Below are 24544 nucleotides of genomic sequence, written 5' to 3'. Positions count from 1 at the left end.
TTAACCTGCATCCAGTAGTTCAAAATGACCGCTTTCCAGATCAACCTGGGTGCGGAACAGAAACTCCAGCGGATAAGGCACGCACCACAGGCGGCCTTTGATCTCAATCGATAACACGTTGTGCAGGCTGAGCGACTTCAGATCGCTGACGCAGCGCACCTGCAGCCCCTGCGGCAGAATGCGCGGCTCGAAATGCAAAATGGCATCGGTCATTTTGCGCTGCATATCCTGCCATTCGATGTCGGAGATGTTCTGTCCGGCCAGCGGCGCCACGCCAAAATTCCACACCGAGCGCTGCACTTCACCAAAGGCGCTGAGATCCTGCTGGGCTTCGTTGTTGATGGTGTTAAACAGCCACTGCAGATCGCGCAGCACGTGGCGGCGCAGCGTGCTGTGGGAAATCAGCGTGGTGTTGCTGGCTTCGCTCTGCTTGTCCGGCGCGTTGTCAGTCAGACGATCAAGTAACGAGGATTGCAACTTGTCGCGCGCGGTTAGCGCATCGCGATTTTTACGCGCGCGGAAACCGCCATGCAGCTGGGCATAGCCGTCGTTGTGCGAGCTGTTATCACGGCTCATCGCTGCCGCCTGGCTGGAACGTCAGCTGCTGCAGCGTCAGCAGCGGATACTCGCCGCTGTCGCTCAGCCACAGCTTCTGGCCATGGCCGGTAAACTGGCTGTCATCGTGGCCCAGCGGCTGCCATTCCGTGACGCTGGCGCGCAGATAACGCTCATCCGCCCCCGGCAGCAGCGGATAGCGCACCGGGATCTGGCAAATCTGCTCGCTGCCATCCACCAGCTGCACGCGCGTATGGCGCCAGACCAAATCGGTCACGCTGGCGGGTGCCTGAAATTCCATCTCGCGGATCGCGGCGAACGGAATCCAGTAGTAGCGGCCGTTGGCAATGGCTTCGCACACCGGCCCGAAGCGGCTGTCGCCGTCCATCAGCCACGCGAAGTCTGCCGTCTGTTCCTGCTGCTGCAGCTGGCCCGGATTGGCTTCGGCCTGCGCCAGCGCGGCGGCACGTTGCTCTGCACCCTGTGCGAAGTCACCGCGGATTTCGGCGGTCAGCGCAGCCAGCAGGGTTTCACACCACGCCCACGCGCTGCCCGGCAGTTGCGGCTGCGCCGCGCCGCGCAGTACCGCTTCACGCTGCTGCTCACCGGCAATGGCCTGCTGCAGTAAAGTGACGGTCGGCTGCGCCTGGGGCGTCAGCGCCAGCCACGATTGCAGCTGGGTTTGCGCGCGCGTCCAGTTGCCCGCCAGGCACAGCAGCTGCACAAACGCCGCGCGCAGGTCGGCATTGGCCGGGCTGGCCTGAATCTGGCGGGTGATATCGGCGAGGTTATCGGCCAGTGAGGCACTGGCCAGGCGCGATTGTAACGACTCCATGCAAGCTCCTTTTGCGTTAGTTGATGGTGCGGTAAACCGCGGCGGCGGGATCTTTCAGCTCCGGATGCAGCTGTTCTACCAGCTGGACTTTCAGCGGTGCGCTGGCGCTCAGCCACGGCGACCACACTTTGCGCACTTCCTGCAACCGTGCACGCAGCGCGCTCTCATCGGCGGCATCGCTGGCGGGCATCTGCACCACCACCTGATCCGGTGCCTGCCAGCCATTGAACTGGCTGCTGAACGGCAGCACCAGCCAGCTGTCTGGCGACTTCTCGTTGCTCAGCACCATGCGTTCGCTGTTGACGGTAGTGATGCTGAGCTCGGCGCTCTGCTGTTTGTTATTCAGGCCGGCAATAGGGAAGCCCTGCAGGAACGTCACCACCACGCTTTTCGCCGCACCGTTGCCCATCTGCGTCAGGCTGCTGCGGCCGCTCAGCCAGCCATCCTGACCGCAGCTCAGCCCCTGTTTTGACGGCACGAACAGCGCGCTGGTCTGCGCCGGATGCTGCCACCAGGTGCGGAAGTGACAGCCGTCGAGCAGGCTGAACTGCAGCCACGGCGTGGTATCGGCCTGCGGCGAGTTGAGCACCGGCGCGGCAGGTGCAGCCGTAGCGGTCTCTGGCTGCTGCACGGGCGCGGGCGGCGGCGTTACCACCGTTTGCCACTGCTGCGCTTTGGCAGCGCTACCGCTGGCGATCGGGTTGCCATCATCATCGTTGAGCGCCCAGTTGAGCTGCTGCAGCGCTTTACACTGCGATGCCATCAGCCCGGCGACGCGCGGCAGAAAATCCTCCAGCGCCGCGACGTTTTTCGCGCCGTGAGTGACGATGCGCAGATCAACATTGCGCTTACACCAGCTCGCCAGCTGGTTATCTTTCACGTCATCAATCCAGACATCCAGTTTCTGTGCCGGGGACTGCACGATGCGATAGTTCTCAGCAAATGCGTGCGTGCTGAGCAGCAGCGCAGCCAGACCCAGTAATCCATGTTTCATGTTGGCGTTCTCAATCTCGAAGAGGGAAAAACTGCGCCGCTTCGGACAGCGAGTGCAGTAAGGTGGTGTCCTGCGGTGAGCCAATCCAGACGGCCAGCGCGCTGAAGTTATCCTGCTGACCGTTATCCGGCTGACCGTTGCGGATGATTTGCTGCATCAGCGTCAGCCACTCTTCCGGCGTATTGACCATGTGCAGCGACTGCTGCATCTGCTCCAGCGTCACGCCGTGCCAGAAGCCATCGGTGCACAGTAAAAAGGCGTCGCCGTCTTCTATTTCCACCACATCGCTGTAGCTGGCGTCGCGCTGCTCATCGCCCATGCCGAGGGCAAAATAGAGCAGGTTGCTGTTGATACCTTCGGTCTGGTGGCCGGCATCTTTCATCTGCTGCACCAGGCTGTGGTCGGTCGTCACGTGATAGAGGTAGCCGCGGCGAAACAGATACAGCCGGCTGTCGCCCGCGTGCGCCCAGTAGGCCAGCTCGTAGTCGCGGTCGACAAACAGGCTGACCAGCGTGGTGCCCATGCGGCTGTGCTCGCTGCTGGCTTTCTGCTGCTGGCGAATCGCGTGATTCGCGTGGTTGACGTAGTTGCGAATCGACTGCGCATCCAGGTGCGCGTTACCGTCGAACGCCTCCATCAGGCTGCTGCGCGCGATGCGGGCGGCCACGTCGCCGCCGGGAAATCCTGCTACGCCGTCGCACACCACGAAGCAGGCTGAGCGTTCACCGATTACCTCACCGGTTTGATCCTGATTGCTGGCGCGGTCGCCCTGATTCGACGTGGAAGCAATGGTGATATTCATGCGTCATCCGTGTGGGTTTGTGAATCTTTGTACTGATTAACTTCCAGGTCGTAGGCATGCAGGAAAGCTTCGCCGAACAGGGTATGGAAATCGTCCTCAATCTCGCCCGCCGTCTCGCCGTAGCGCTCAACAAAATGCTCCCACAGCGCGGCTTTACGGCTGCCCGGCAGGCCGAGGCGCGACAGCGATCCCGCCTGGCGGGCTTCCTCTTCCAGCTGATCCGGATTAAAGGATTGCAGCATCGAAGCGATGATGGCGCGGATCCCGGCGATCATGCCGAGCTGATGCGCCTGCAGATCGATCAGCGCATCACGCACCGCCTGACGCGGCGGCATGAAGCCCGGCATACGGCTGCCAAACATCTGCATCAGCACGGTTTTGCCGGACGGCAGCAGTTTGAACGGGTTGTTGGCGTCGTCGAGGATCACCGTCATATCCGCTTTAACGCCACGCTTAAGAATCGAGCGTGACGACAGCAGCGCAACGGTGCCCTGCGAGAACATGCTTAGCATCTGACCAAACTGCAGCATCTGCTCGCGGTCGAACTGCGGCGTGGGTTGCAGATCGCGCAATCCCATGCCTTCCAGCAGTGCATCCAGCAGTTCGCCTTTCAGCGCGTCGCCGCTGTTGTGGCTGGCAGTCGCCTGGCTGGCGGGTGCCGCGTTCTGATGGCTGGAAGCCACCGGATCGATACGCAGCCGCCCTTTCGGCGTCGGCGACGGTACACGTTGCACCGCCTGCGGCGTGGGCAGCGTAATGCCGCCGTAATCCATCTGCGGCGCGACCGTCTCCGGCTGCTCCGCCTGCGGTTCGATCAGCGGCGACGTGGCCTGGGTTTCGGTGTCATCAAACAGTGGCGAACTGCTGAGATCCGCCAGCCCGACCGGTGCCGTCTCCGGCGAGGGTTCACTGGGCGTTTCCGACTGAGCGACGGGCTGCGGTTGAACCGTCTGTGCCGGCGCGATCTCCGGCTGCGCCAGCGGAACCGCATTACCCATCATCAGGCCAAGCGGATCGTCGTGGTTGCGCACGTCGCTGCTGCTCTGGCTGCCAAACAGGCTGAGCGGATCGAGCTCGGTAGCACTCTCGACCTGCGGCTGCGCGGCGGCATTCTGCTGCGCCGACAGCGTGCTGGGGGTGCGATCGTCGAAGATACTTTCCTGCGCGAACAGCGCATCGTCTTCATCGAACAGGCTGGTGTTTTTCGGCTGCTGGCCAATATCCAGCGGCGCATCGTTCACCAGCTGAGCCAGCGGATCCTCCGGGTTGCGATCGAGGCTGGCCGGCGCGGTGAGCGGATTGGCCTCCGTCAGCACCTCGGCCGCTGCTTTGCGCTTCGACAGATCGTCGGAGATCGAGAACTCTTTGGCGAGGCTGTCCCAGATCTCGCTGGGGATCGCGGCGGTGCTGGCATCCTTTTCCGCCGGTGGCACATCAGCCATTACCGGAGCCTGCACCACCGGCTGCGGTGCCAGCGTGGCGGCCTGCGGCTGCTGCGCGCCGTTGAGATCGTTGACCAGCAGCTGGTAATCATCGATGCCCAGCACGTCGCCATCCTGTAATTCCACCTGACGCCCGCGCTCCAGCGGGATGTCATTGAGCAGCACGCGCGTCACGTTGCCCCGGTTGGTGAGGCGGCATTCGCCAGCGGCGGTGATGTGCACAATCGCCTGCAGGCGAGAAATGGTGCGATCGTCATCCGGCAGCACCAGATTGTTGTCCACCCCGCGGCCAATGGTGCCGCCGGGCGGCATAAAGTCACAGCGGGTTTGCGGCGGCTGGTGGCCGGGTTTAGTCGTTATTATCGTAAAGCGCATAACGGGTTCCTGCGGTTAGCGGTTCGGCATCTATATTGCGCGGCTCTCCGGGAAAGACGCGGAATATAGGAAGCGGGTAATACGATGCTGTGTGCGATATAAGGTGAATGATGCTGTTCGTTAAAGCGTGATGCGTTGTGTCATATTTGCCATTTAGAATTTTCGTTGGCTTAGAAATGATTGCAATTTTGTAGCGTCACAATGTATTGCGCGATGAATCGCGCCGCTACAATATGTGCGCGGTGCTGTAATTAATAGAGTTGTTCACTAAGCCAATTAGCGGATAAGAAGCAGAGAAGAGTGTTCTTCTTTAATAAGGAATCTGCCTCAATAATTCCAGACGTTCTTTATTGATGCGCACAATGCAGATATTAGTCGCTACTACGTGAGCGATACTCCCTTCCTCTGCATCAAAAGCTTCCAGTTTACACTGTCCATCACGGTACTTTAGCCAGCCACGTTGGGTATTTTTTAGTGTGCTAAGGTAATCATCCGCCAGTTTTTTATCCGCGCGGTATGATAATGCAATCCGTTTTTTGGCCGCAGTGTATTCCTGATTCAACGCGTCTTCAGCTAACTGCTTCTCATGAAGCGTGCATTGATAAACGGCGCTATCTGAGGGTTCGCTGGAGCAGAGGGCTGTAGCAAAAGCTGATTTATTCATTACCAAAAGAAAAGTAAAAATATATAACTTTGAAAACCTCAAGCAACCTCCTGAACAAATCAGTGTGTGTGTTTATAAATTAAAATAGTTATGGCGCCTACAAATAAAAGCAGTGCACTAATTAAGTTTAGTTTATGAAGCATGAGCAACCATTTGATCTTTTCAGATGGGAGATTCTGAACAAAATTATATGTTTCAGCATTAACCCGCTCATTTTTCTTATGATACATGGTCACACCTTTATAAAGCCGTGCAAAATATGAGACCTTGTTATGATGAAATAATGATGAAAAATGATTAGCAACCTGCGTGGTAATATCTATCTGCAGGTTAATACGCTGAAACTCACTCATTATAAAATCAAATTTCCGCTGATTACTCTTGAACAGGAAAAATGCCCATACTTGCAAAATGCAACCCGAGCCTATCAAAGCAGCTGATATTGATAGTAATAGGTCCACAGTAGTTTCCATAATCATGACTGTCCCAGCTTCAGGAGCTATGTCCATCACAGATGCTGCGAATGATTAACTATAATAGTGCCTCCAGATTATAAACCCCACGCCTCCCCCAATCATGAAAAAGGCAGTAACCAGGTTTAAAGTATGCAGACGCAGCAACCAGTTTATTTTTTCTTTAGGCAGGGACTGAATGAACTCATAGGTTTCCTTGTTTACCCTTTCATTGCTTTTATGATAGAGCATGACACCTTTATAAAGATAAGCAAAATAAGCTATTTTAAGCGGATGAAAGGATGCGCTAAAGTAAGAGGAAATGTTCGTCGTGATGTCTAGCTGAAGATTTCTCTGTCGAAATTCAGACAAAACAACTTCGAACTTCTTGATATTTCTTCTAAAAATCACATAGCCAGAAATTTGTAAAACGATCGATAAAAGAAAAGAAAATACAGATAGAAAAATTAAAGCATCTGAAAGATTCATAAAACGTGATTCATTATTTATTCTATTAGCCAATCTATCAAATTCGTCAGGAAAAATCGGCGCTATCGATTATCAATATGTATTCAGCTCTCGGATTCTGTTTAAGCATGAACAGGTAAACTACAGTACCTACGAATTCATCGAAGCAAAAAATTTAAGGATTAATTATAAAACTAAACACACCAACACAAACAACTAGCGATATAAAAATTTAGAACCTACTTGAATCTCGCCTACACAGGTAAAAGCAATTAATAATATTAAAGGCCAAAATCGCCAGCTTAGCATGAGCCGCGCCCGGCCTTATTAAGAAAGTTATTTCATTACCCCAATATCCTGAGCAATAACCTTATCTTGGTAGGTCACAATATAATCCCAAAGGTTGTCGCCTTTAAGGCTTGGGTAAAATGAATAATCATATTTCCCGTTTGTAAACCGATATCCCTGAAAGTCACAAACATCAGGGCAGTTTGTATTAATGGTTTCTCCTTTTAAAGAAATAGATGAATTATCTTTTAACCGTGTAGATTTGAGTGAAACTTTATCACAAGTCACATTACCTTCTTGACAGCCATATTCTATTTCAGCCTTGAATTTCTTCCCTTCAAAATAGGAAGTAGATTTAGCAAAAGTGAGAAATGGCAAAAAAAACAGCCCAACCACTAATAGCATAAAATTTCTTTTTATCATCTCGTATAATCCGCCTCATAATAGACTTTGAGTTCAGTTTCGCGTCTTTTTATTAACCCTCGATTAACCTTGCCCTGACTCTTATTCCATGCTTTCCAGGCAGTATCAAGATCATCATTACTTTCACCATTCACAATCTTTACTACAGTGGATCCTCCAAATCCCTTAGATTCATTACCTATACCAATGTTATAGCATAGAATTGTCAGTGCATCGAATTGACTTTGAGTTACATTAACTTTTATAAAGCTTTTGACGCCATTTTCAAACTTTCTTAACACATCCTTAAAAAGCGTTTCAGCTTCAGTTGATGTAATTCCATTTTTAAAGCTCTCAAACTCTGTTGCGCTTCTAATAAGATAGCCATACCCTATTGTGGCGCCTTTCACAAAGCTACTGATATCTTTACCTGTCTGATCATCATAGGGCTTAAGTCTCAAACTTTCATAATTTTTAAGAAGATTCACACCAGACTGGCTTAAGCGCATACCAGAAACATTATATTTATAACCAACACCATCAACAGACGAGTTCGCCTTATTTTTTCCTAAAGGCTTCGCTTTATCATCATTCAGTAATGCAAAGGTTTTGCCATTCACATCAACCCGAGCATCAGGTGAATGCATGAATGCTTTCTGAAAATTTCTTATTGCACCAATTGTATTTTTACCGCAAATTCCATCGACTCTTAGTTTATATCCCTTCTTTACGAGTAGTGATTGAATTACGACAACATCTTTATGTGCATTTATTGCATGTAAACCTACAGTGCGTTCTATCATCATAATTAACCTTACCCCCCTCTTAATGAGGGGGGGAATGAATTAGGCTTCTTTATTTTCTTTAATGTTCCATCCCGCGCTACTTTCGGCTCCCTTGCCACCTGAGGAAGTTTGTTCCCAGTATTGCTGCTTAACTTTCGAAGCCTGGAATGCGTAGGTGATACCAACAGTATCGCTATTATCGGAACCAGTATAGTTAACGGAGGTAACTAACACGTCCTCTAAAGTTATACGGCCATACTCTACCTGTTGCCCACCAGCTTTACAGATTGAAAGCTCAACTTTAGAAAGATGCTTTCCGCTAGAGCAATACTTAAGAATAGCGGTTGTCGATTTATCAATTAGAGCATCGACACTCAGATCAGCAAAGTTGACCTTACCGGCACCGCCACCGCCGCCCACAGCCATATTGCCTGGCTGACTTGCACCCCATGTAAATGAAGTAATATCAGTCCAGCCGGTGTGGTTGGAGTCTTTAGACTCGCCGGTCACACCATCAACTTTTAAAAACATATCAATAGCCATAATTATCTTCTCTTGCTTGATTTACGTTCTGCTTTGATAAAGCATCGTTATGGCAAACAGGAAAGCATGGGGCTGAATAAAACAGTCCATATTTTACCTCTGCCTCGTTTTCTGAATATCGCTACATGGTTTATTCAGAGAGTGTTTTTATTGTCCCACTGAAGGGAGCAATAAAAAATAATGAATCTTTTAGTTCTTCGATATTAATATCGAAACGTGGAGCCGGCTCGCAAATAAGCGTTTTGCGTCTGCACGTTAACTGCAAGGCTTTGTGAGCATTCTGGCCGCCATACATGACGGCCTGATGCAGTTAATCAATTCTCATTCGATTTGAGTGAAGGCAGTTTCGATACCAGACGCAGTGACACCGTCAGGCCTTCCAGCTGGTAGTGCGGACGCAGGAAGAATTTCGCGGCGTAGTAGCCCGGGTTATCTTCCTGCTCTTCCACGCTCACCTCGGCGGCAGCCAGCGGCTTACGCGATTTGGTTTCCTGTGACGAGTTCGCCGGGTCGCCGTCGACGTAGCTCATCACCCAATCGTTCAGCCAGCGCTCCATTTCATCACGCTCGCGGAATGAACCGATCTTGTCGCGCACGATGCACTTGAGGTAGTGCGCGAAGCGGCAGCAGGCAAACAGATACGGCAGGCGTGCAGCCAGACGTGCGTTGGCGGTCGCATCGGCATCATGGTATTCCGCAGGCTTTTGCAGCGACTGCGCACCAATAAAGGCAGCAAAGTCGGAGTTTTTGCGGTGCACCAGTGGCATGAAGCCGTTTTTCGCCAGCTCGGCTTCACGACGATCGCTGATGGCAATCTCCGTCGGGCATTTCATGTCTACGCCGCCGTCATCACTCGGGAAGGTGTGGCACGGCAGGTTTTCAACCGCACCGCCAGACTCGACGCCGCGGATCGCGGTGCACCAGCCGTACTCTTTGAACGAGCGGTTGATGTTGGCTGCCATGGCGTAGGCGGCGTTGCTCCAGGTGTAGCCGTTGTGATTTGAGCCATCGGTCTGCTCTTCAAAATCAAAGCTATCCACCGGATTGGTGCGAATGCCATACGGCAGGCGCGCCAGGAAGCGCGGCATGACCAGGCCGAGATAACGGGCATCTTCCGATTCACGCAGACTGCGCCAGGCGGCATATTCGGTGTTCTGGAAGATTTTGGTCAGATCGCGCGGGTTCGCCAGCTCCTGCCATGACTCCATCTGCATGACGGTCGGCGCGGTACCGGTGATGAACGGGCAGTGTGCCGCCGCGCTGATACGCGCCATTTCGCCCAGCAGCTCCACGTCCTGCGGGCTGTGATCGAAATAGTAATCGCCCACCAGGCAGCCAAACGGTTCACCACCGAACTGACCGTACTCCTGCTCATAAATCTTCTTAAACAGCGGACTCTGATCCCAGCCAGCGCCTTTAAAACGCTTCAGGCTGCGTCCCAGCTCCTGCTTGGAGATGCTCATGAAACGGATTTTCAGCATCTCGTCGGTTTCGGTGTTATTCACCAGGTAGCTCAGACCGCGCCACGCGCTCTCCAGCTGCTGAAACTCTTCATGATGAATAATCTGGTTGATCTGCTGTGACAGCTTGTCGTCAATCTCAGCGATCAGCGCCTGGATGGTGCGATAGGTATCATTCGAGATGGTGACGGTGTTTTCCAGCGCCTGCTGCGCCAGCGTCTTCACGGCACTTTCGACGGCTGCACGCGCCTGATCGCTGGTTGGACGAAATTCTTTGTTCAGCAGGGCGCTGAGTTCATTCTCGCTGTAGTGCGCGGCGCCCTGTTGCTGCTGATGCGAAGACTGGGTCATGATTACTCCTCCTTACCTTCAGCGTTTGCATCCTGCTTCGGCAGGTGGGTCAGCGCTTTCAACAGCGTTGGATCCTGCAGAATCTTACCGATCAGCTCTTCCGCACCGTTTTTGCCGTCCATGTAGGTCAGCAGATTCGAAAGCTGGGTACGCGCTTCCAGCAGGTTGCTCAGCGGTTCGACTTTACGGGCAATCGCATCCGGTGAGAAATCGTCCATGCTCTCAAAGGTCAGTTCGACGTTAAGTTTGCCTTCGCCGTTGAGCGTGTTATCCACCTGAAACGCCGCGCGCGGCTTCAGCGCTTTCATGCGCTCATCGAAGTTATCGATATCAATTTCCAGGAATTTACGCTCATCAAGGCTCGCCTGCGGCTCGAGTGGTTTACCGACCAGGTCCGCCATGACGCCCATCACAAACGGCAGCTGAATTTTGCGTTCCGCGCCATAAATTTCCACGTCGTATTCAATCTGAACGCGAGGCGCGCGATTGCGGGCAATGAACTTCTGCCCACTGGATTTCGTTGGTGCCATGGTTTTCTCCATTAAGGGTGCGCGGGTAAAGTTTCGCAGGAGGCGCGCAGGTCTCGCTGCGTTGAGTTGTTACGCTCGCTTAGTCGCGGCGTCCAAAGATATTTTCCAGCTGATGCACGCCGTCTGGCGCCAGATCGCGGATGATGTCCATAAAATCGAGCTCAATCAGCCGCTGTACGCGGTCGATCATCAGCGGTGCCGGATGGCTGGGTTCGTGCTGAGCAAAGTAGTGCTTCACCTTCTCCAGCATCAGCTGCGCATCGGCGCGCGAACTGAGCTGCACGCTGCGCCAGTCAGCCGTGCGAACCGCTGCTGCGGGCGCGGCGACGCTCGGTTCCGGCGGCGGCTCTGTTACCACGGCCGGCTGCAGCGTGCTGAGGTCAGTGGCCTGACAGCGTTCGGCGATCATAGCGATCTGCCTGCGCAGCTGCGACAGCTCCGGCACCGCCGCTTCACCCAGCTGTTCGGTCAGGGTTTCGGTAATAGTTTGCAAACGCTCACTTATCTGTAGCACCGCTTCAATACCGGGCTGCTCGCCGCGCGCCAGCTCATCGGTCAGGCGCGGCAGACCGCCAGGATAGTCCGCGACTTCGGTCTTGCTGCCGTCGCACAGCGCTGCGGCATCGCGGAGCGTGATGCCATCCGAGGCGTAGCGCAGCAGCCAGCTCTGGCGTACCGCGCTGCTCAGCGCTGATTTATCGCCCAGCAGCGCCACCGCGTTGATGCGGTAAAACGGATCCTGTTCGCCGTACTCTTCCAGTCGCGGCCACAGCGGCTCCCAGTACAGCAGCAGCGCCTGCTCAATCAGCTTCAGCCCCTGCGCATAGCCCGGCAGCCCTTTCAGCTCGGTCCAGGCGTGAGTAAGCGCTAACATCACTCGCAGGTCTTTGCTGCGGCTGAGCAAGTCAATCGCCAGCTTTTCGACTTTATTCCAGTCCGCAGATTCAGCCGGGATAATGGTCTCGCCAAACTGCTGTTCGGCTTTACCGGTACTGGCCTGCTCCATCGCCTGGTAATCCGCGTGATACTCCAGGTTGTCGCCGCAGGGGTTATCACTGCTGACCGGCGCCAGCAGCGCGTCAATATTCATCGTCATAGCGGTTGGCCTCAGGATTCAAACATCGGAGGATAAAGTCCGTTTCGTCCGGGTTTTGCCCCGCCGGCCGGGTCGAACAGCAGTGAGAACAGCTGTGCGGTGAAATTGCCGCTGTGCACCTGGGTGTAAAGCGGGAAACCGTCGCTCTGGTTTGTCCACCAGAAGCTGGTGTAAAACTGCGGGTCGAAGCTGTCACCCGGCAGTTTCCAGTTGAGCGTTGACGACTCGCCGTCGCCAATCACCTGTAAAATGTCCGATTGTTCGCCGTCAGTTTGCGGCTGCTGGGGCTGCGGAATACTCAGCAGCGCCTGGTCGAGCTGCTCTGGCGTACCGCCGTTTTGCACCACGCGCAGCAGCATATTGCCGACCTGCTGATACCACTCGCCCGAGCGGGCCAGCAGCGCCGGTGACCACTCGGCAGGGGTAAAATGGCGCAGCGCACACAGCGGATAGTTGCGGCCGACGCTGTCGCGGGCCGCAATCAGGCAGCCCATCTGGATCAGCTGACTGCCGAGCATCGGCGGCACGACAAAATTCCACACCGGCGCTTTGAGAAAGGCGCGCGACGGGGCGTTTTTACTCTCTTCACTGGTTTGCCAGTGATGCAGTCCGACCTGAAACCAGTTCGACCACTGCCGGTACAGCACATCGGGGAAGCGTCGCTTCACAAAGTCACCCGAGCTGGGCAATTTGCCGTACCAGCCGGGTGCTGCGTAATGAGTCATTATCAGGTCCTGTTTCAGGGGCAGCTAAAGCCGGGAAGCTGGAACGGGTTACGAATACTGCCAGGGGTGAACGACAACGTGACCTGATGGCCATCGACGTTAAAACTGGCCTCGCGGGTCAGGCCACCGACCGCGGTCAAACGAGCGCGATCAAAGAAGTGGTTCAGCGCCCACGGACCGCTGGTCACCAGCGTTGAGGTGGTGCCGTTGGTCAGGCCAAGCTGCATCCGCACCTGGCTGGTGCCGCCCGGTCCGGGCCAGCTCACCATCTGCACCGCCTGCGGGCCGTGGCTGTAACGCAGAATCTGGCCATCGACGTCGAGCGTCAGGTTGAGAATGTCGTTATCCATCTTCACCGTACGCAGCGTGACGCGGAACGACGGCGTGGTCGCCCCGTTAGCAAAGAAGGCATCACGAATCGACTGCGCCTGCTGGAACGGACGCAGCAGCGCCTCACCGCCCGGTAGCGTTTTGCCGTCGATACCTGGCGTGAAACGCCACGCCGTATTGGTGGTATCCACTTTGCTGGCCAGATTGTCGCGGAAGAAGCTGTCCATCAGCCCGCTGCCCGGCGCGAACATGCGCGCCAGATCGTCCGGCGTCACTTCGCTGCGCGCATTGCGCACCAGCGGATAACGGCCGGCAATCGCCTGGCGGCAGAAGCTGCCCACTTCCATGGTGATGCGCTTGCGCACGTTATCCATATCGCGGCGCTGTGCATCGCTGCTGGCGCCCACGGCCATGCTGGAAACCATATTCTGCAGCGAACCCGGTAAGCGACCGGCGCTGGCCTGCAGACGACTGATGGCATCGCCGGAAGGCGGCGGCATGCCACTATTGGCGGCGTCCTGCACCGCCGTCAGATAGCGGTAGAGATCGTCGATCTGATGCAGAAAATCATCCACCGCCAGCACTTTACTGCCCTGCTGCAGCGGCTGTGCCAGCTCCAGCACAGGCGCAAAGTGCACCGCCACCGCCTGCTCCGGTGCCTGCTGGGCTGCGCCCTGGCCCGGCGCCGCGCTGGCTTTGGAGGAACTGAACAGCGCTTCTAAAGTGCGCGTGGCGCTGTTGCCCGTCGCCGGCTGTGCCTGGGTACTTTGCTCATCCGGCTGTGCGCGGTTCAGCGTCAGCAGCTTACTAAGGTTAACCACCAGCTGGCGCAGTGGCGAGTGGTTGCCCGACAGAAGACGTGCGGTGTTGATGCGCTGCGACAAATCCGCGCTGCTGTTGAGCTGAATATCGCTGAGGAACTGCTCCCACTGGCGGATGTAATCCTGCACGTAGAGCTGGCGTACCGCGAGATCGGTCTGCTGACTGTTCTCCGGCGACGCAACGCCGCCCAGCACCCAGACATCATCCTGGAATAGCGCCTGCGTGACCGGTGCGATTTGTTTATCGACGTGCTGCCAGTAACCGTCTGGCGTGAACAGGCCGGCCACGCCGTCATTGACCGATTTGCCGCTTTTGCGTGAAAACACCAGCTCACTCTGCGGCCCGCCCAGCGCCGCGAGGGTGACCGGTTGCAGGCTGCCGTCACGCTGCAGCAGGCGCTTCAGACGTCCGTAGACGCGCTGCGACAGCGGCATTTGATTAATCAGCGCCTGCTCGCGCTTTACCAGCGCGTCATCCTTCGCGTACGGCGAGGACTGAATCTGTGTCTCCAGCAGCTGCTGCAGATGCCACGCCAGCTGTTTCACTTCCTGCTGCGTCACGTTTTGCGGCAGTTCGCGGCTAATATTCAGCATCAGCCAGGCATGCAGGAATTTGCCGTCATAATGTTTTGGCTGATACAGCATCTGGTAAGCTTTCAGCGCTTCGTAGCTGTAATCCGCATCGCTGCCGTTGTCGTTGCGCAGCCAGCGGGTGATGTTTTGCGCCACCTGCGGCAGCAGCAGCTGTTTCAGCGCTTTGTCATACAGGGTGCGCGTGGCGTCGCTGACTTCGGTACCGCGATACAGCCCCATGCGGCGCGTCAGCGGGGGATCTTCCAGCGAGAAGTCGGCGCTTTTCGGCAGCTGCAGCAGCGTGTTGAGATACGGCACCAGCGCAAACAGATCGCCATTGCCCTGGCGTTCCAGCTGTTGTCCCAGCTGTTCCACCTGCGGCGTTTTACCCGCCATCTCCTGCAAATAGGCTTTGTTTTTACTGTAGCTGGTGAGCCACAGCGCTCCGGCAATCAGTACCAGCACCAGCAGCGCCAGATAGCCGGACCACAATCCGGCGCGATTGCGCAGCTCCCACCAGCGGTTACTGCCCGCCAGGCCCGACTCCTGGAAGATGACATTTTCCAGCACGCCTTTCAGGAAGAAGCTCTGGCCTTTGTTCGGTGGGATCGGTGACTCTTTGTCGACCTGGTCCCAGCTGCCGGACTCGCCGCTGCGCTGTCCCGGCAGATGCAGGGCGCGGCTCAGCTCGCCCATCACGCGGTCAAACGGCAGCCCTTCCTGAGTACCGCTGGCGAAATAGATACCGCGCGGCGCGAACTGGGTTTCGAAATCAGAGCGGGCAAACAGCGTATCCAGCGCCTCCGCCAGCAGCGGGCGCAGCGCGGCGAACTCCTGCGGGAACAGATAGCTCTCCGCCCGTGCCTGCGCATCGCTTTCCGCCAGCAGCGTATCGGCCATACCGGCATCCAGACGCTGCTGCAGCAGTGAATACTCCTGCTGAAACTGGCTGTTGAGCTCAAACTCTGCGGTCGATGCCTGCGCCCACGGGAAGGTAAAGCCCCAGATTTGCTCGCGCTGGGTTTTATCCAGCGAAGCGAAGTAGCTGCGGAAACCTTTGAGCAGGTCGGTTTTGGTGACCAGCACATAAACCGGGAAGCGAATGCCAAGGCGATCGTGCAGCTCCATCAGCCGCTGACGCAGTGCGATCGCCTGATTGCGCTGCGCTTCCGGCGATTGCGTCAGTAAATCGGAGACGCTGAGCGTGACAATCACGCCATTGACGGGCTGACGGCCGCGATATTTGCGCAGCAGGTCGAGAAAGTGATGCCACTCGCTGGCGTCGCGCTCCTGCTGGCTCTCCTGGGTGGTATAGCGACCGGCGGTATCCAGCAGCACCGCTTCGTTGGTGAACCACCAGTCGCAGTTGCGCGTGCCGCCAATGCCGCGCAGCGCCGCTTTGCCGAACTTGTCCGCCAGCGGGAACTGCAGCCCGGAATTGACCAGCGCGGTGGTTTTACCGGCACCCGGAGCGCCAATGATCATGTACCACGGCAGCTGGTAGAGGTATTGATGGCTGAAGCGCTGCGCCCAGAAAGGCGCGCCCTTGCTGCTGGCGCGCTGGAAGTGCGCTTTTTTCAGCATGTCGGTGGCTTCGGAGAAACGGCTCGCCAGCACCTGTTCTTCATTGGTCAGGCGTTTGCGGTCCTGCTCCGGCGCATCGCTTTTGCTGGTTTCGAGGCTCGACATCAGTTTGCGGTTGAGCCAGAAGTTATACAGGCGCGGAATCGCCTGGCTCAGCCCCCAGACCAGATAGAGCAGCGCAATACTGATGATGCGGTTCTGCTCTGGCTCCAGCGGCCGCGAGTCGACAATGGAAAACACCGGGCCAATCACCCAGATGATAAAGGAAAGCGCGGTAATGCCGACAAAACCCCAGGCGAGGCGGCTGGTCAGCACCGCAAAAAGCATATTCAGCATGGATTAGTTCCCTCTCGCCAGGCCGTTGAGTTCCGCTTGCGTCGCATCCGGCGCGACCAGCAGAGTAATTTCTACGCGACGGTTGCGGGCGCGATTCTCAGCGCTGGTGTTCGGCACCAGCGGATGGCTTTCGCCACGCCCTTCGGCTTTAACCCGCGACGGTTGTGCCAGCTGCTGCTGCAGCAGGGTTTGCACCGACTGCGCGCGCGCCAGGGAGAGTTCATAGTTGGAGGCGAAGCGGGCGCTGCGAATCGGCACGTTGTCGCTGTAGCCAATCACCAGAATCTTCCCGCTGACGTTATTCATCGCGGCGGCAATGCGCTGAATCACCGCATCGTAGCGGCCACGCACTTCGGTGGATGCCGAGGCGAACAGGCCATCGCCCTTCAGGGTGACCACGCTCTGGTCGGCTTCATCGCGCACCGCCACCAGGCCGGCATCAATTTCCGGCTTGAGGAACGCTTTCAGGTGCAGCGTGGCGGGCGGCGGCGGTGCCGGATTGCTGATTTTGACTTCCGGCAGCGCGGTCTGATAGATGCTGGCCAGCACCGGCGAGGTGTAGTCGCCGAGACGCCAGTTCAGGACGATGTAGAACAGGCAGGCAGCAAAGCCGGCCACCGCCGCACAGGCCCACAGTGGAATCATCGGCCGCCACAGCTTGCGCAGCACCGGCTGATCGGTGGGATGCGGTGACAGCGCCGCCGGGTAACTGCCGCGCACGCTTTTGATCATCTGCAGCAGACGCTGTTTGATGGTTTCCAGCTGCGAACGCCCGTTATCCAGCACGCGGTAGCGCCCTTCAAAGCCGAGCAGCAGGCAGAAATAGATCAGCTCCAGCAGCAGGATGTGCTGACGCGGGTTTTGCGACAGCTTGGCCAGCAGCTGAAAGAACTTCTCACCGCCCCAGGTTTCATTGTGAAACGTCACCAGCAGGCCGTTGCTGGTCCACACGCCGCGGCTGCCCCACGGCGTCAGCGCCGCCGCTTCATCCAGCGCGGTGCACAGGCAGTAGCGCGCGCCGACGATCACTTCATAACTCAGCCCCGACTGCTGGCAGCTAAGCTCAAAGCGACGGATCTGATCGATCAGCTGCTGGCGCAGTCGCGCCGGATCGTCGTGCGAGACGGAGTGGCGAATCTGCGGGATCGCGTTAATCAGCGGATTCGCCGCGGCGACCAGCACATTCTGATGGCTGACATCCTGCTGTGTGACGTCACTGTTCGGTTTCTGTTGTTCCTGCATCATGCGGCGTGCTCAGTTTTGATTATTCTGACTGACTACGAATGGCCCAGAACTCCATGTTCAGGCCCGGAAACTCACCGGCCAGATGCAGCGCAAAGGCACCTGAGCGCTCCATCTCCTGCCACAGCTCGCTGTTCTTATCGAGCTCAAAATAGCTGTAGCCGGCATGCCACGGGATTTGCGGCGGCGCGCCCGGCATGGCTTTCAGCGCCAGTCCCGGCAGCTGCAGCTGCACCAGATCGCGGATTTTGGTGACGGGCGCGACTTTCATCTGCGCCGGGAAGTGGGTTTTCAGCGCTTCGGCTGGCACGCTGGCTTTGACCGCCAGCACAAAGCCGAACTCGCGTACCATACTGCTTTCCGGCACCGTGGCCACGTTGAGGCCGTGCGAGCGCTGCGTCAGCGGCAGCTGGATGGCGCTCTCTTCCATCACCTGCGACAGTCCCTGGCGCAGCAGCAGCGTTAAGCGGGCAAAGCAGCTGTACAGATCGTCATGGTCATACAGCGGCAGCGCGTCCGGGGTGCGCGCCGGCATCCAGCTGCTCAATTCAGCGGCCAGCTGCAGCCAGTGACTGTAGAGCGTTTCCGGGTGCAGCAGCGGCAGATGCTGTAAGTGCGCGTGCAGGCCAAGCTGACGATTGAGTAAGGTCAGCAGCATAAAATCGACCATGTCGGCACTATTAAAACGGCCGGTACCCGGCGTGCGCTGACTCAGCTGCTGGCTGCGCTGCTGAATCAGGCCGTGCAGGTCATTGAGCATGCTCTGCAGCGGACGGCTGGCGTTGAGCGTCAGCATCGGCGGTATGTAATCGGTGTCGAGGCGCACGTGGTTATCACTGCGTTTTTCAATCACCTGCGCCACGCCCATCGCTGTCCACTCCGCGGTGAGATCCTGTTCCAGCATCAGGCGCAGGCGCAGTTTGCCGAACTGAACGGTGGCAGCGCCGACCGCCTGAGCGTTGTCATCTTCGACTTCGGCTTCCCACGCCAGATAGCGCGCCAGTGAATCCTGCGTCTCCTGAAACGCCACCGCTTCGCGCCCGTTGCGCCGGGCCGGGATCGCCAGTACCACTTTGCTGCGATCGACATTCGCCGGCAGATCCAGCGGAGCCGGACCGTGCTGTGGCTGGCTGAAAGAGAAGAAGGTGCCGTCAGGCAGACATCCGCTGGCGGCACTCAGCGCCAGTTTTCCCTGGCGCAACAGCGCTTCATCAAATTCGAGATCAAAAAAACCCCAGGTGTAGGCGCGCTGCGACTGCCCCCACTCGCGCAGGGTGCTGTGTAGAAAATTTTCCGACTGCTGGAAATGGTGAGGGCGCAGGAACATCCCCTCGGTCCAGACAACCTTTTCGGCTCGGTTCATAGGCATCCTTACTGCTTAACCACGCGCAGGCCGTTGATATCCGCCACGACGCGGGCATTCAACTCACCATCGTTATTTTTCCAGAACTGCCAGAATGCGCTGTCGTCGCCATCCGGGAACGGCAGCGCGAGACGCCAGACTTTACCGTCCAGCGCCTGATACTCGGCCATGATGCCGATGAAGCGCGCTTCCGGCAGGCTTTTCGCGCTGAGGGTTTTACTCAACTGACCTGACATCAGGAAGAACTGCTGATTGTTGAGCAGCGTGCTGCCCAACGCGGTGGCGGGCTGGTTCTGCAGGGAGTAGAAATCAGCGGACATGAATTCCGCATCGGAGGTCAGCAACATCACCCGGACTTTAAGCGGCGCACCCGCGTTGATCTGCGGATGCGCCTGAAAGTCGAGATTGTAGCGTGCAACCGGCGCCGGACTGTTGCTGCTGCAGGCGGCCAGCAGGCAAGCCAGCAGCAGTAATCCGGCGCGGCGGAGAGAAATCGTCGTCATCATTCAGCCCTCCCTGCTTACCGTGTTAGTTGATGATCCAGGTGCCGCTGTTGCTGTTCTGGCACGCTTTGCTGTCGCCATCCACCGCGACGCAGGTCTTTTTCTTGCTGCTGGCGCGGGCGCGACGCTTCGGCTTGTCCGCTTTGATGGTCTGCTCATACAGCGCGCTTTTCACCACCGCGCGGAACGGGACATAACCGATCAGCTGTACCGCAGGCTGAGCCGCCGGCTGCTGCGCTTTTTTGTCATCGGCCGGTGCAGTCTCAGGCTGCGCTTCGTCTGCGGCCTGCGCCGACTCGCCAAGTGCCAGCCAGTTGTTTTCAACCTGGCCAATCACGGTGTAGGTTTCACCGCTTTTCAGCGTATCCACCACTTTGCCGCCGAAGCTCGGGCGGGTCATGATCGAAGCCGGATAGAGCGCGCGATAAGCCTCGTTCACCGGGCTGAACTGTGCCGGCGGCTGGACGGCATAACGGTGCGACAGCGTGACGCCGTCAACGGTGCTGCTGACAATAGTGTCGTCTGTCATCTTTGGCGGTGCTTTACAGCCAGCCACTGCGAAAACAAACATCAGGCCCAACGCCATACGGAGATTCACCATTTTCTTCATGTTTAGTTCCATTAACGCCTAAAAAGTGGCCAGAGGCCGGTTAAGAGCAAAATGAACCGTGCGCACGGCGGGAGCCGGCGTCGATTCAGTACCAGTTAAAAAGTTGACCCTTTAATGAGTGTGGCTAACGCATCGCGCCAGCGAGGCAAAAATTGATCAGCCTGAATTAAGTATTAAAAATGCAACATTAGTGACAGGGATGATGTCGGAAGAATTCCGATCGTTTCACAAACGATCAGCAACATGATCAATTTTTGCTAAGCGAAGGGGTCGGCCACAGCCAAACCTCGGTTTCTCTTATGCCATCCCTGGGTTAAAAACTATCACGTTCAATGAATCTGGTTAATCGGTAACGATTAAGAGGATAACAGCAACAACTTACGGCATTCGCTGGCAGTATTGCTATTTATTGAGATATATCAACAACATATAAAAGACTGGAAACATCATAGCTACCGCACGAGCCAGGTAAAACCTGCCCGTGAGCATGCAATCACAATCCATTTGTTAATGTCTGACGGAAGTTTACAGAAGCCTGACAAAATTTCAACGCGCCGCTAGCAGAGGAAATTAGTTCAGTAAAGGTTAACAAATATTTTTAATGCAAATTTGCGTCACTTTTGCCCGTAAACCTAAGACTATTCTTATCAACCCATTAAAACTGTGAAAGATTGTAAATGAAAGATGAAAATTTGCTCGCGCGATCATTAAAAATTGTCATAAAAAAATGGCGCTGAGCGGCACGCATTTTGTCTGAGCGCGATAAAACAGAGGCAGGCGGTAAAAAAGGGGTTATAAAGACAAACTGGCAGTTAAAAAAACCAGCCAGGCGGAACAGGCTGGTTTAATTCGCTAAAATAGCGGGTATCGGGATTGTTAAGCAGTCAGAATAGATTGCAGCTCAGGCAAGGTTTTCACCTGCCAGGTGGGCGTGATGTGCGCCGGCAGCGGACGCGTGCCGTGATCGATCCAGCAGGTTTTCACGCCGGCATTCATACCACCGAGAATATCTGATTCCGGCGTGTCGCCGACCATTAATACCCGGCGGCGATCGGGATTGCCCAGCAGCTGCAGCGTATGGTCAAAAATCGCCGCGTCCGGCTTGGGTACGCCCAACTGTTCGGAGATCACCAGCGCGTCAAAGTAGTCACGGAAACCGGTGCGTTCAAGGCGCGCCTGCTGCAGCGCCGTAAAACCGTTGGTGATGATGGCGATTTTTACCTTGCCCTTGAGCGTATCCAGCAGGCGGGCTGCGCCATCCAGCGGCAGGCAGATCTCGGCCATCGCATTAAGAAAGTCGCTGTTCAGCACTTCCGGCGCCACGCTGAGTTTTTCACCCCACAGCGTGAAGCGGCGCGTCTGGAGCTGCAACGCTGAAATGGTGCCGTTCTGGTAATCGACCCACAGCGGTTTATTCACCGCCTGATAGTCAGCGTAATCCTGATCGCTAAAGTGCACGTCGTAGCTGGCAAACATGCGCTGCAGGCCGGCAAACGCGTCAAAATGAAAAAGTGTGTCATCCGCATCGAACAGGATGCAGTCCCAGTCGTTTAACATAGTGCCCCTTTTGAATGACGTCAGAGCGTGAGCGCCATAATGATGGCATCCTCGCGCCCGCTGGCGGTGGGATAGTAGTTTGGCCGCACGCTGACCTGATGAAAATCCAGCTGCTGATACAGCGTAATCGCGGGCTGATTGGAGGCGCGCACCTCCAGCCACAGCGTCATCACCGCACGCTGCTCCAGTTCGGCAATCAGCTGCTGTAGCAGCTGACGCGCATAGCCGCGGCGCTGGAACGCGGGATCGACCGCGATGTTGAACAGCGACGCTTCATCCAGCACCACCTGGGTGATGGCGAAGCCGGCCAGCTGGCCGTCCGCGTGCAGGCAAAGATTGACGTAACGTTCGCCCTGATTACTGGCAAAGGTCTGCTCGCTCCATGGAAACGCATGCGCGCGGCGCTCGATCTCCAGCAGCCGCGGCTGTAAATCAGGGGTGATGAAAGAGATGGCTGTCATGGTTACACATCTGTTGCCACAGCGCGCGCTTGGCCGCGCCGCTGCTGATTAATTCATTGAAAACGGCGCTGGTGAACGTGATGCCGTTAAAAGGATGATCGCTGGTCACGCCCAGCAGCCAGCCGGCACAGTCGACCTGCTCCGGCAGCATCGGCAGCTGTTCTGGCGTCAGCGTCATTACCTGCCCCGGCTGAATGCTCAGCGTCCGCAGTACGTCACGCACCAGCGGCTCCTGCAGATCCGGCGCCTGCTCAGCGACCAGCACCAGCCGCGTGTCCGGCGTTAGCGTGACGGCAATTTCACCTTGCAGCACGCGCGGACGTCGCAGCTGATACTGCGTAATCCCCATTTGCTGTAGAAGCCAGTCGCGCCTTGTGCTCATGCTGTTACCTGTAATCCTGCCAGAATGCGACGCTATGCTAGCAAACCCATCGAACATGCGCCAACAAAGCACTATAATCGCCGCTCTGATTTAACAGGAGCGTTCCATGTCTGCTTTTACCCCGGCCAGCGAAGTGATTCTGCGCCACAGTGATGAATTTACCGCCCGCCACGTACTGTTCGCCGGCGACCTGCAGGATGACCTGCCCGCCCAGCTGGAGACCGCGTCGAGCCGCGTGCACACTCAGCAGTACCATCACTGGCAGAACCTCAGCCGTCGCCTCGGTGAACGGGCAGTGTACGGTCTGGTGGCCAGCGCGGCCGATGTGGCCGGTTGCGACACGCTGGTCTATTTCTGGCCGAAGAACAAACCGGAAGCGCAGTTCCAGCTGCAAAACCTGCTGTCGCTGCTGCCGCTGGGCTGCGATATTTTTGTCGTCGGTGAAAACCGCAGCGGCGTGCGCAGCGCTGAAGGCATGCTGGAGAGCTGGGCGACGCTGGAGAAGATCGACAGCGCGCGCCGCTGCGGGCTGTATCACGGCCAGCTGACGCAGCAGGCCAGCTTTGACGCCAGCGCGTTCGGCAATCGCTATCAGCTGGACGATCTCACCATTCATACCCTGCCGGGCGTGTTCAGCCGCGACGGGCTGGATATCGGCAGCGATCTGCTGCTTTCCACTCTTACGCCGCATACCAAAGGCAAAGTGCTGGATATCGGCTGTGGCAGTGGCGTATTAGCCGCCGCGCTGGCGCAGCATTCGCCGAAAGTCCGGCTGTGGCTGTGCGATGTGCACGCCGCCGCCATCGAGGCGAGTAAAGCCACGCTGGCCGCTAACGGCCTGGAAGGCGAAGTGTTTGCCAGTAACGTGTTCTCAGACGTCAGCGGCCGTTTTGATCTGATCATCTCTAACCCGCCGTTCCATGACGGTCTGCAAACCAGCCTTGATGCCGCCCACACGCTGATTCGCGGTGCGGTGAAACATCTTAACAGCGGTGGCGAGCTGCGCATCGTGGCCAACGCCTTCCTGCCTTATCCGCAGGTGCTGGATGAAACCTTCGGTAACCATGAAGTGCTGGCGCAGACCGGCCGCTTCAAAGTGTATCGCGCCGTATATGGCCGCGGCGCGAAAGCGCGCTAAGCGTAGTAAAATCCGCGATGCGACGGGGAAAACGTTGCTTTTTGCAGCAGTCGTTTCACCGTCGCAAAATATGTGTTGACGCAATGAGTAAAATCTCTAAAATGCGCCTCCGTGGTTAGCAATACTGTAATGTATTGCAGGTAGGCGAAGGTGGCGGAATTGGTAGACGCGCTAGCTTCAGGTGTTAGTGTCCTTACGGACGTGAGGGTTCAAGTCCCTCTCTTCGCACCAATAATCACAGAGTTTATATCGCGTGCACTGCGCGAAGGTGGCGGAATTGGTAGACGCGCTAGCTTCAGGTGTTAGTGTTCTTACGGACGTGAGGGTTCAAGTCCCTCTCTTCGCACCATGCGGTGATATAAACAGACAACTACGATGCGAAGGTGGCGGAATTGGTAGACGCGCTAGCTTCAGGTGTTAGTGTTCTTACGGACGTGAGGGTTCAAGTCCCTCTCTTCGCACCAATGTTGTCACACTTCTTCTGCAGTACATCCCTATTGATTGTTACCGCTGTTATCACGCCTTTGCGTGATATTGTCGTTTCTGCTCGCCGTTAAATGACGTGAAAATTCACTGAGATAGCCGCCAGACCGCCAGCCAGCGCCAGGCAGGAAGGCAGCAGCAGATAATGACGCAGACGATGGTGGAACAACATCACCACGGTAAGCAGCAGCGCAACGATCATCACTAAGCGCCACTGGCTGAAACTCGGCTCCCACAGTGCAAACACCGGCATGGCCGCGCAGGGCAGCAATACGCCCCAGCCGCTATCCAGACGTTTACCCATCACCCAGCTTACGCCCCACAAGCCGCAGGCAGCCATCATCGCCATGATCATCACGCAACCCTTCAAATGATAAATATTCCCATTATCATA

25 protein-coding genes and 3 tRNA genes are annotated in these 24544 nt (G+C 56.4%); 4 read left to right on the top strand and 24 right to left on the bottom strand.

The features are described 5' to 3' along the window. The 23 genes from tssE to H7K56_RS16325 form a co-directional block, all read right to left on the bottom strand. Complete coding sequence (gene tssE / locus H7K56_RS16435; RefSeq protein WP_021506795.1) at positions 1-576, bottom strand: type VI secretion system baseplate subunit TssE; 576 nt, start codon at positions 574-576, stop codon at positions 1-3. Continuing rightward, entirely contained in the window at positions 566-1390 is an 825-nt protein-coding gene (locus H7K56_RS16430; RefSeq protein ID WP_150361267.1) for a type VI secretion system accessory protein TagJ, read from the bottom strand. The genes tssE and H7K56_RS16430 overlap by 11 nt, the downstream gene beginning before the upstream one ends. 16 nt (positions 1391-1406) lie before the next feature. Continuing rightward, a complete protein-coding gene (locus H7K56_RS16425; RefSeq protein WP_021506793.1) occupies positions 1407-2384 on the bottom strand; it encodes a hypothetical protein in 978 nt (325 codons plus the stop codon). 10 nt (positions 2385-2394) lie between these two features. After that, on the bottom strand, positions 2395-3186 hold the full coding sequence (locus H7K56_RS16420) for a PP2C family protein-serine/threonine phosphatase (protein WP_021506792.1): 792 nt from the start codon (positions 3184-3186) through the stop codon (positions 2395-2397). Then, the gene (gene tagH / locus H7K56_RS16415; protein ID WP_150361266.1) at positions 3183-5003 is read right to left on the bottom strand and encodes a type VI secretion system-associated FHA domain protein TagH; all 1821 of its coding nucleotides are present in this window, start codon (positions 5001-5003) and stop codon (positions 3183-3185) included. The genes H7K56_RS16420 and tagH overlap by 4 nt, the downstream gene beginning before the upstream one ends. A gap of 310 nt (positions 5004-5313) precedes the next feature. Continuing rightward, complete coding sequence (locus H7K56_RS16410) at positions 5314-5709, bottom strand: lysozyme inhibitor LprI family protein (protein WP_249042740.1); 396 nt, start codon at positions 5707-5709, stop codon at positions 5314-5316. Positions 5710-5726: 17 nt separating this feature from the next. After that, positions 5727-6176, bottom strand: coding sequence for a hypothetical protein (locus tag H7K56_RS16405; protein ID WP_150361265.1), 450 nt, complete (start codon positions 6174-6176; stop codon positions 5727-5729). Positions 6177-6194: 18 nt separating this feature from the next. Beyond that, complete coding sequence (locus tag H7K56_RS16400) at positions 6195-6608, bottom strand: hypothetical protein (RefSeq protein ID WP_150361264.1); 414 nt, start codon at positions 6606-6608, stop codon at positions 6195-6197. Between the two features lie 315 nt (positions 6609-6923). After that, positions 6924-7280, bottom strand: coding sequence for a hypothetical protein (locus H7K56_RS16395; protein ID WP_249042739.1), 357 nt, complete (start codon positions 7278-7280; stop codon positions 6924-6926). Between the two features lie 14 nt (positions 7281-7294). Continuing rightward, on the bottom strand, positions 7295-8083 hold the full coding sequence (locus H7K56_RS16390; protein ID WP_211368505.1) for a glycoside hydrolase family protein: 789 nt from the start codon (positions 8081-8083) through the stop codon (positions 7295-7297). Positions 8084-8122: 39 nt separating this feature from the next. Continuing rightward, on the bottom strand, positions 8123-8605 hold the full coding sequence (locus H7K56_RS16385) for an Hcp family type VI secretion system effector (protein ID WP_150361262.1): 483 nt from the start codon (positions 8603-8605) through the stop codon (positions 8123-8125). A 314-nt stretch (positions 8606-8919) separates the two neighbouring features. After that, positions 8920-10416, bottom strand: coding sequence for a type VI secretion system contractile sheath large subunit (gene tssC / locus H7K56_RS16380; RefSeq protein WP_058757164.1), 1497 nt, complete (start codon positions 10414-10416; stop codon positions 8920-8922). Between the two features lie 2 nt (positions 10417-10418). Further along, entirely contained in the window at positions 10419-10946 is a 528-nt protein-coding gene (gene tssB, locus H7K56_RS16375) for a type VI secretion system contractile sheath small subunit (protein ID WP_150361261.1), read from the bottom strand. Positions 10947-11025: 79 nt separating this feature from the next. After that, complete coding sequence (gene tssA, locus H7K56_RS16370) at positions 11026-12036, bottom strand: type VI secretion system protein TssA (RefSeq protein WP_058780967.1); 1011 nt, start codon at positions 12034-12036, stop codon at positions 11026-11028. A 17-nt stretch (positions 12037-12053) separates the two neighbouring features. After that, positions 12054-12767, bottom strand: a complete 714-nt coding sequence (gene tagF / locus H7K56_RS16365) for a type VI secretion system-associated protein TagF (RefSeq protein ID WP_150361260.1) — start codon at positions 12765-12767, stop codon at positions 12054-12056. Positions 12768-12781: 14 nt separating this feature from the next. Further along, a complete protein-coding gene (gene tssM / locus H7K56_RS16360; RefSeq protein WP_150361259.1) occupies positions 12782-16411 on the bottom strand; it encodes a type VI secretion system membrane subunit TssM in 3630 nt (1209 codons plus the stop codon). Between the two features lie 3 nt (positions 16412-16414). Then, the gene (locus H7K56_RS16355; protein WP_150361258.1) at positions 16415-17656 is read right to left on the bottom strand and encodes a DotU family type VI secretion system protein; all 1242 of its coding nucleotides are present in this window, start codon (positions 17654-17656) and stop codon (positions 16415-16417) included. A 19-nt stretch (positions 17657-17675) separates the two neighbouring features. Next, on the bottom strand, positions 17676-19016 hold the full coding sequence (tssK, locus tag H7K56_RS16350) for a type VI secretion system baseplate subunit TssK (protein ID WP_058757167.1): 1341 nt from the start codon (positions 19014-19016) through the stop codon (positions 17676-17678). A gap of 8 nt (positions 19017-19024) precedes the next feature. After that, positions 19025-19522 carry a type VI secretion system lipoprotein TssJ gene (tssJ, locus tag H7K56_RS16345; protein WP_150361257.1) on the bottom strand — a complete coding sequence of 166 codons (498 nt, stop codon included), beginning with the start codon at positions 19520-19522 and terminating at the stop codon, positions 19025-19027. A gap of 22 nt (positions 19523-19544) precedes the next feature. Next, the gene (locus tag H7K56_RS16340) at positions 19545-20141 is read right to left on the bottom strand and encodes an SH3 domain-containing protein (protein WP_150361256.1); all 597 of its coding nucleotides are present in this window, start codon (positions 20139-20141) and stop codon (positions 19545-19547) included. An 864-nt stretch (positions 20142-21005) separates the two neighbouring features. Further along, positions 21006-21686 (bottom strand): pyrimidine 5'-nucleotidase, encoded by a 681-nt coding sequence (gene yjjG / locus H7K56_RS16335; RefSeq protein WP_127834566.1) that lies wholly within the window; start codon positions 21684-21686, stop codon positions 21006-21008. A gap of 20 nt (positions 21687-21706) precedes the next feature. Continuing rightward, positions 21707-22147 (bottom strand): ribosomal protein S18-alanine N-acetyltransferase, encoded by a 441-nt coding sequence (rimI, locus tag H7K56_RS16330; protein WP_058771441.1) that lies wholly within the window; start codon positions 22145-22147, stop codon positions 21707-21709. After that, positions 22119-22529, bottom strand: a complete 411-nt coding sequence (locus tag H7K56_RS16325; protein WP_031279565.1) for a DNA polymerase III subunit psi — start codon at positions 22527-22529, stop codon at positions 22119-22121. The genes rimI and H7K56_RS16325 overlap by 29 nt, the downstream gene beginning before the upstream one ends. Positions 22530-22635: 106 nt before the next feature. Between H7K56_RS16325 and rsmC the strand changes: the two genes are divergently transcribed. The 4 genes from rsmC (at position 22636) to H7K56_RS16305 (ending at position 24131) form a co-directional block, all read left to right on the top strand. Beyond that, positions 22636-23667 (top strand): 16S rRNA (guanine(1207)-N(2))-methyltransferase RsmC, encoded by a 1032-nt coding sequence (rsmC, locus tag H7K56_RS16320; protein WP_125311687.1) that lies wholly within the window; start codon positions 22636-22638, stop codon positions 23665-23667. Positions 23668-23811: 144 nt separating this feature from the next. Then, positions 23812-23898 (top strand) — tRNA-Leu (locus tag H7K56_RS16315). Positions 23899-23929: 31 nt separating this feature from the next. Next, positions 23930-24016: transfer RNA gene (locus H7K56_RS16310), tRNA-Leu, on the top strand. Between the two features lie 28 nt (positions 24017-24044). Continuing rightward, a tRNA-Leu gene (locus H7K56_RS16305) sits at positions 24045-24131 on the top strand. A gap of 89 nt (positions 24132-24220) precedes the next feature. Here the strand turns inward: H7K56_RS16305 and H7K56_RS16300 are convergent. Then, on the bottom strand, positions 24221-24505 hold the full coding sequence (locus H7K56_RS16300; protein WP_058757170.1) for a DUF1435 domain-containing protein: 285 nt from the start codon (positions 24503-24505) through the stop codon (positions 24221-24223). Positions 24506-24544 lie beyond the last annotated feature (39 nt).

The organism is Pantoea dispersa (genome assembly GCF_014155765.1).
GTDB classification, from domain to species: domain Bacteria; phylum Pseudomonadota; class Gammaproteobacteria; order Enterobacterales; family Enterobacteriaceae; genus Pantoea; species Pantoea dispersa.
The sequence above is the reverse complement of the archived record's forward strand: the minus strand, read 5'-3'. Positions and strand labels throughout refer to the sequence as shown.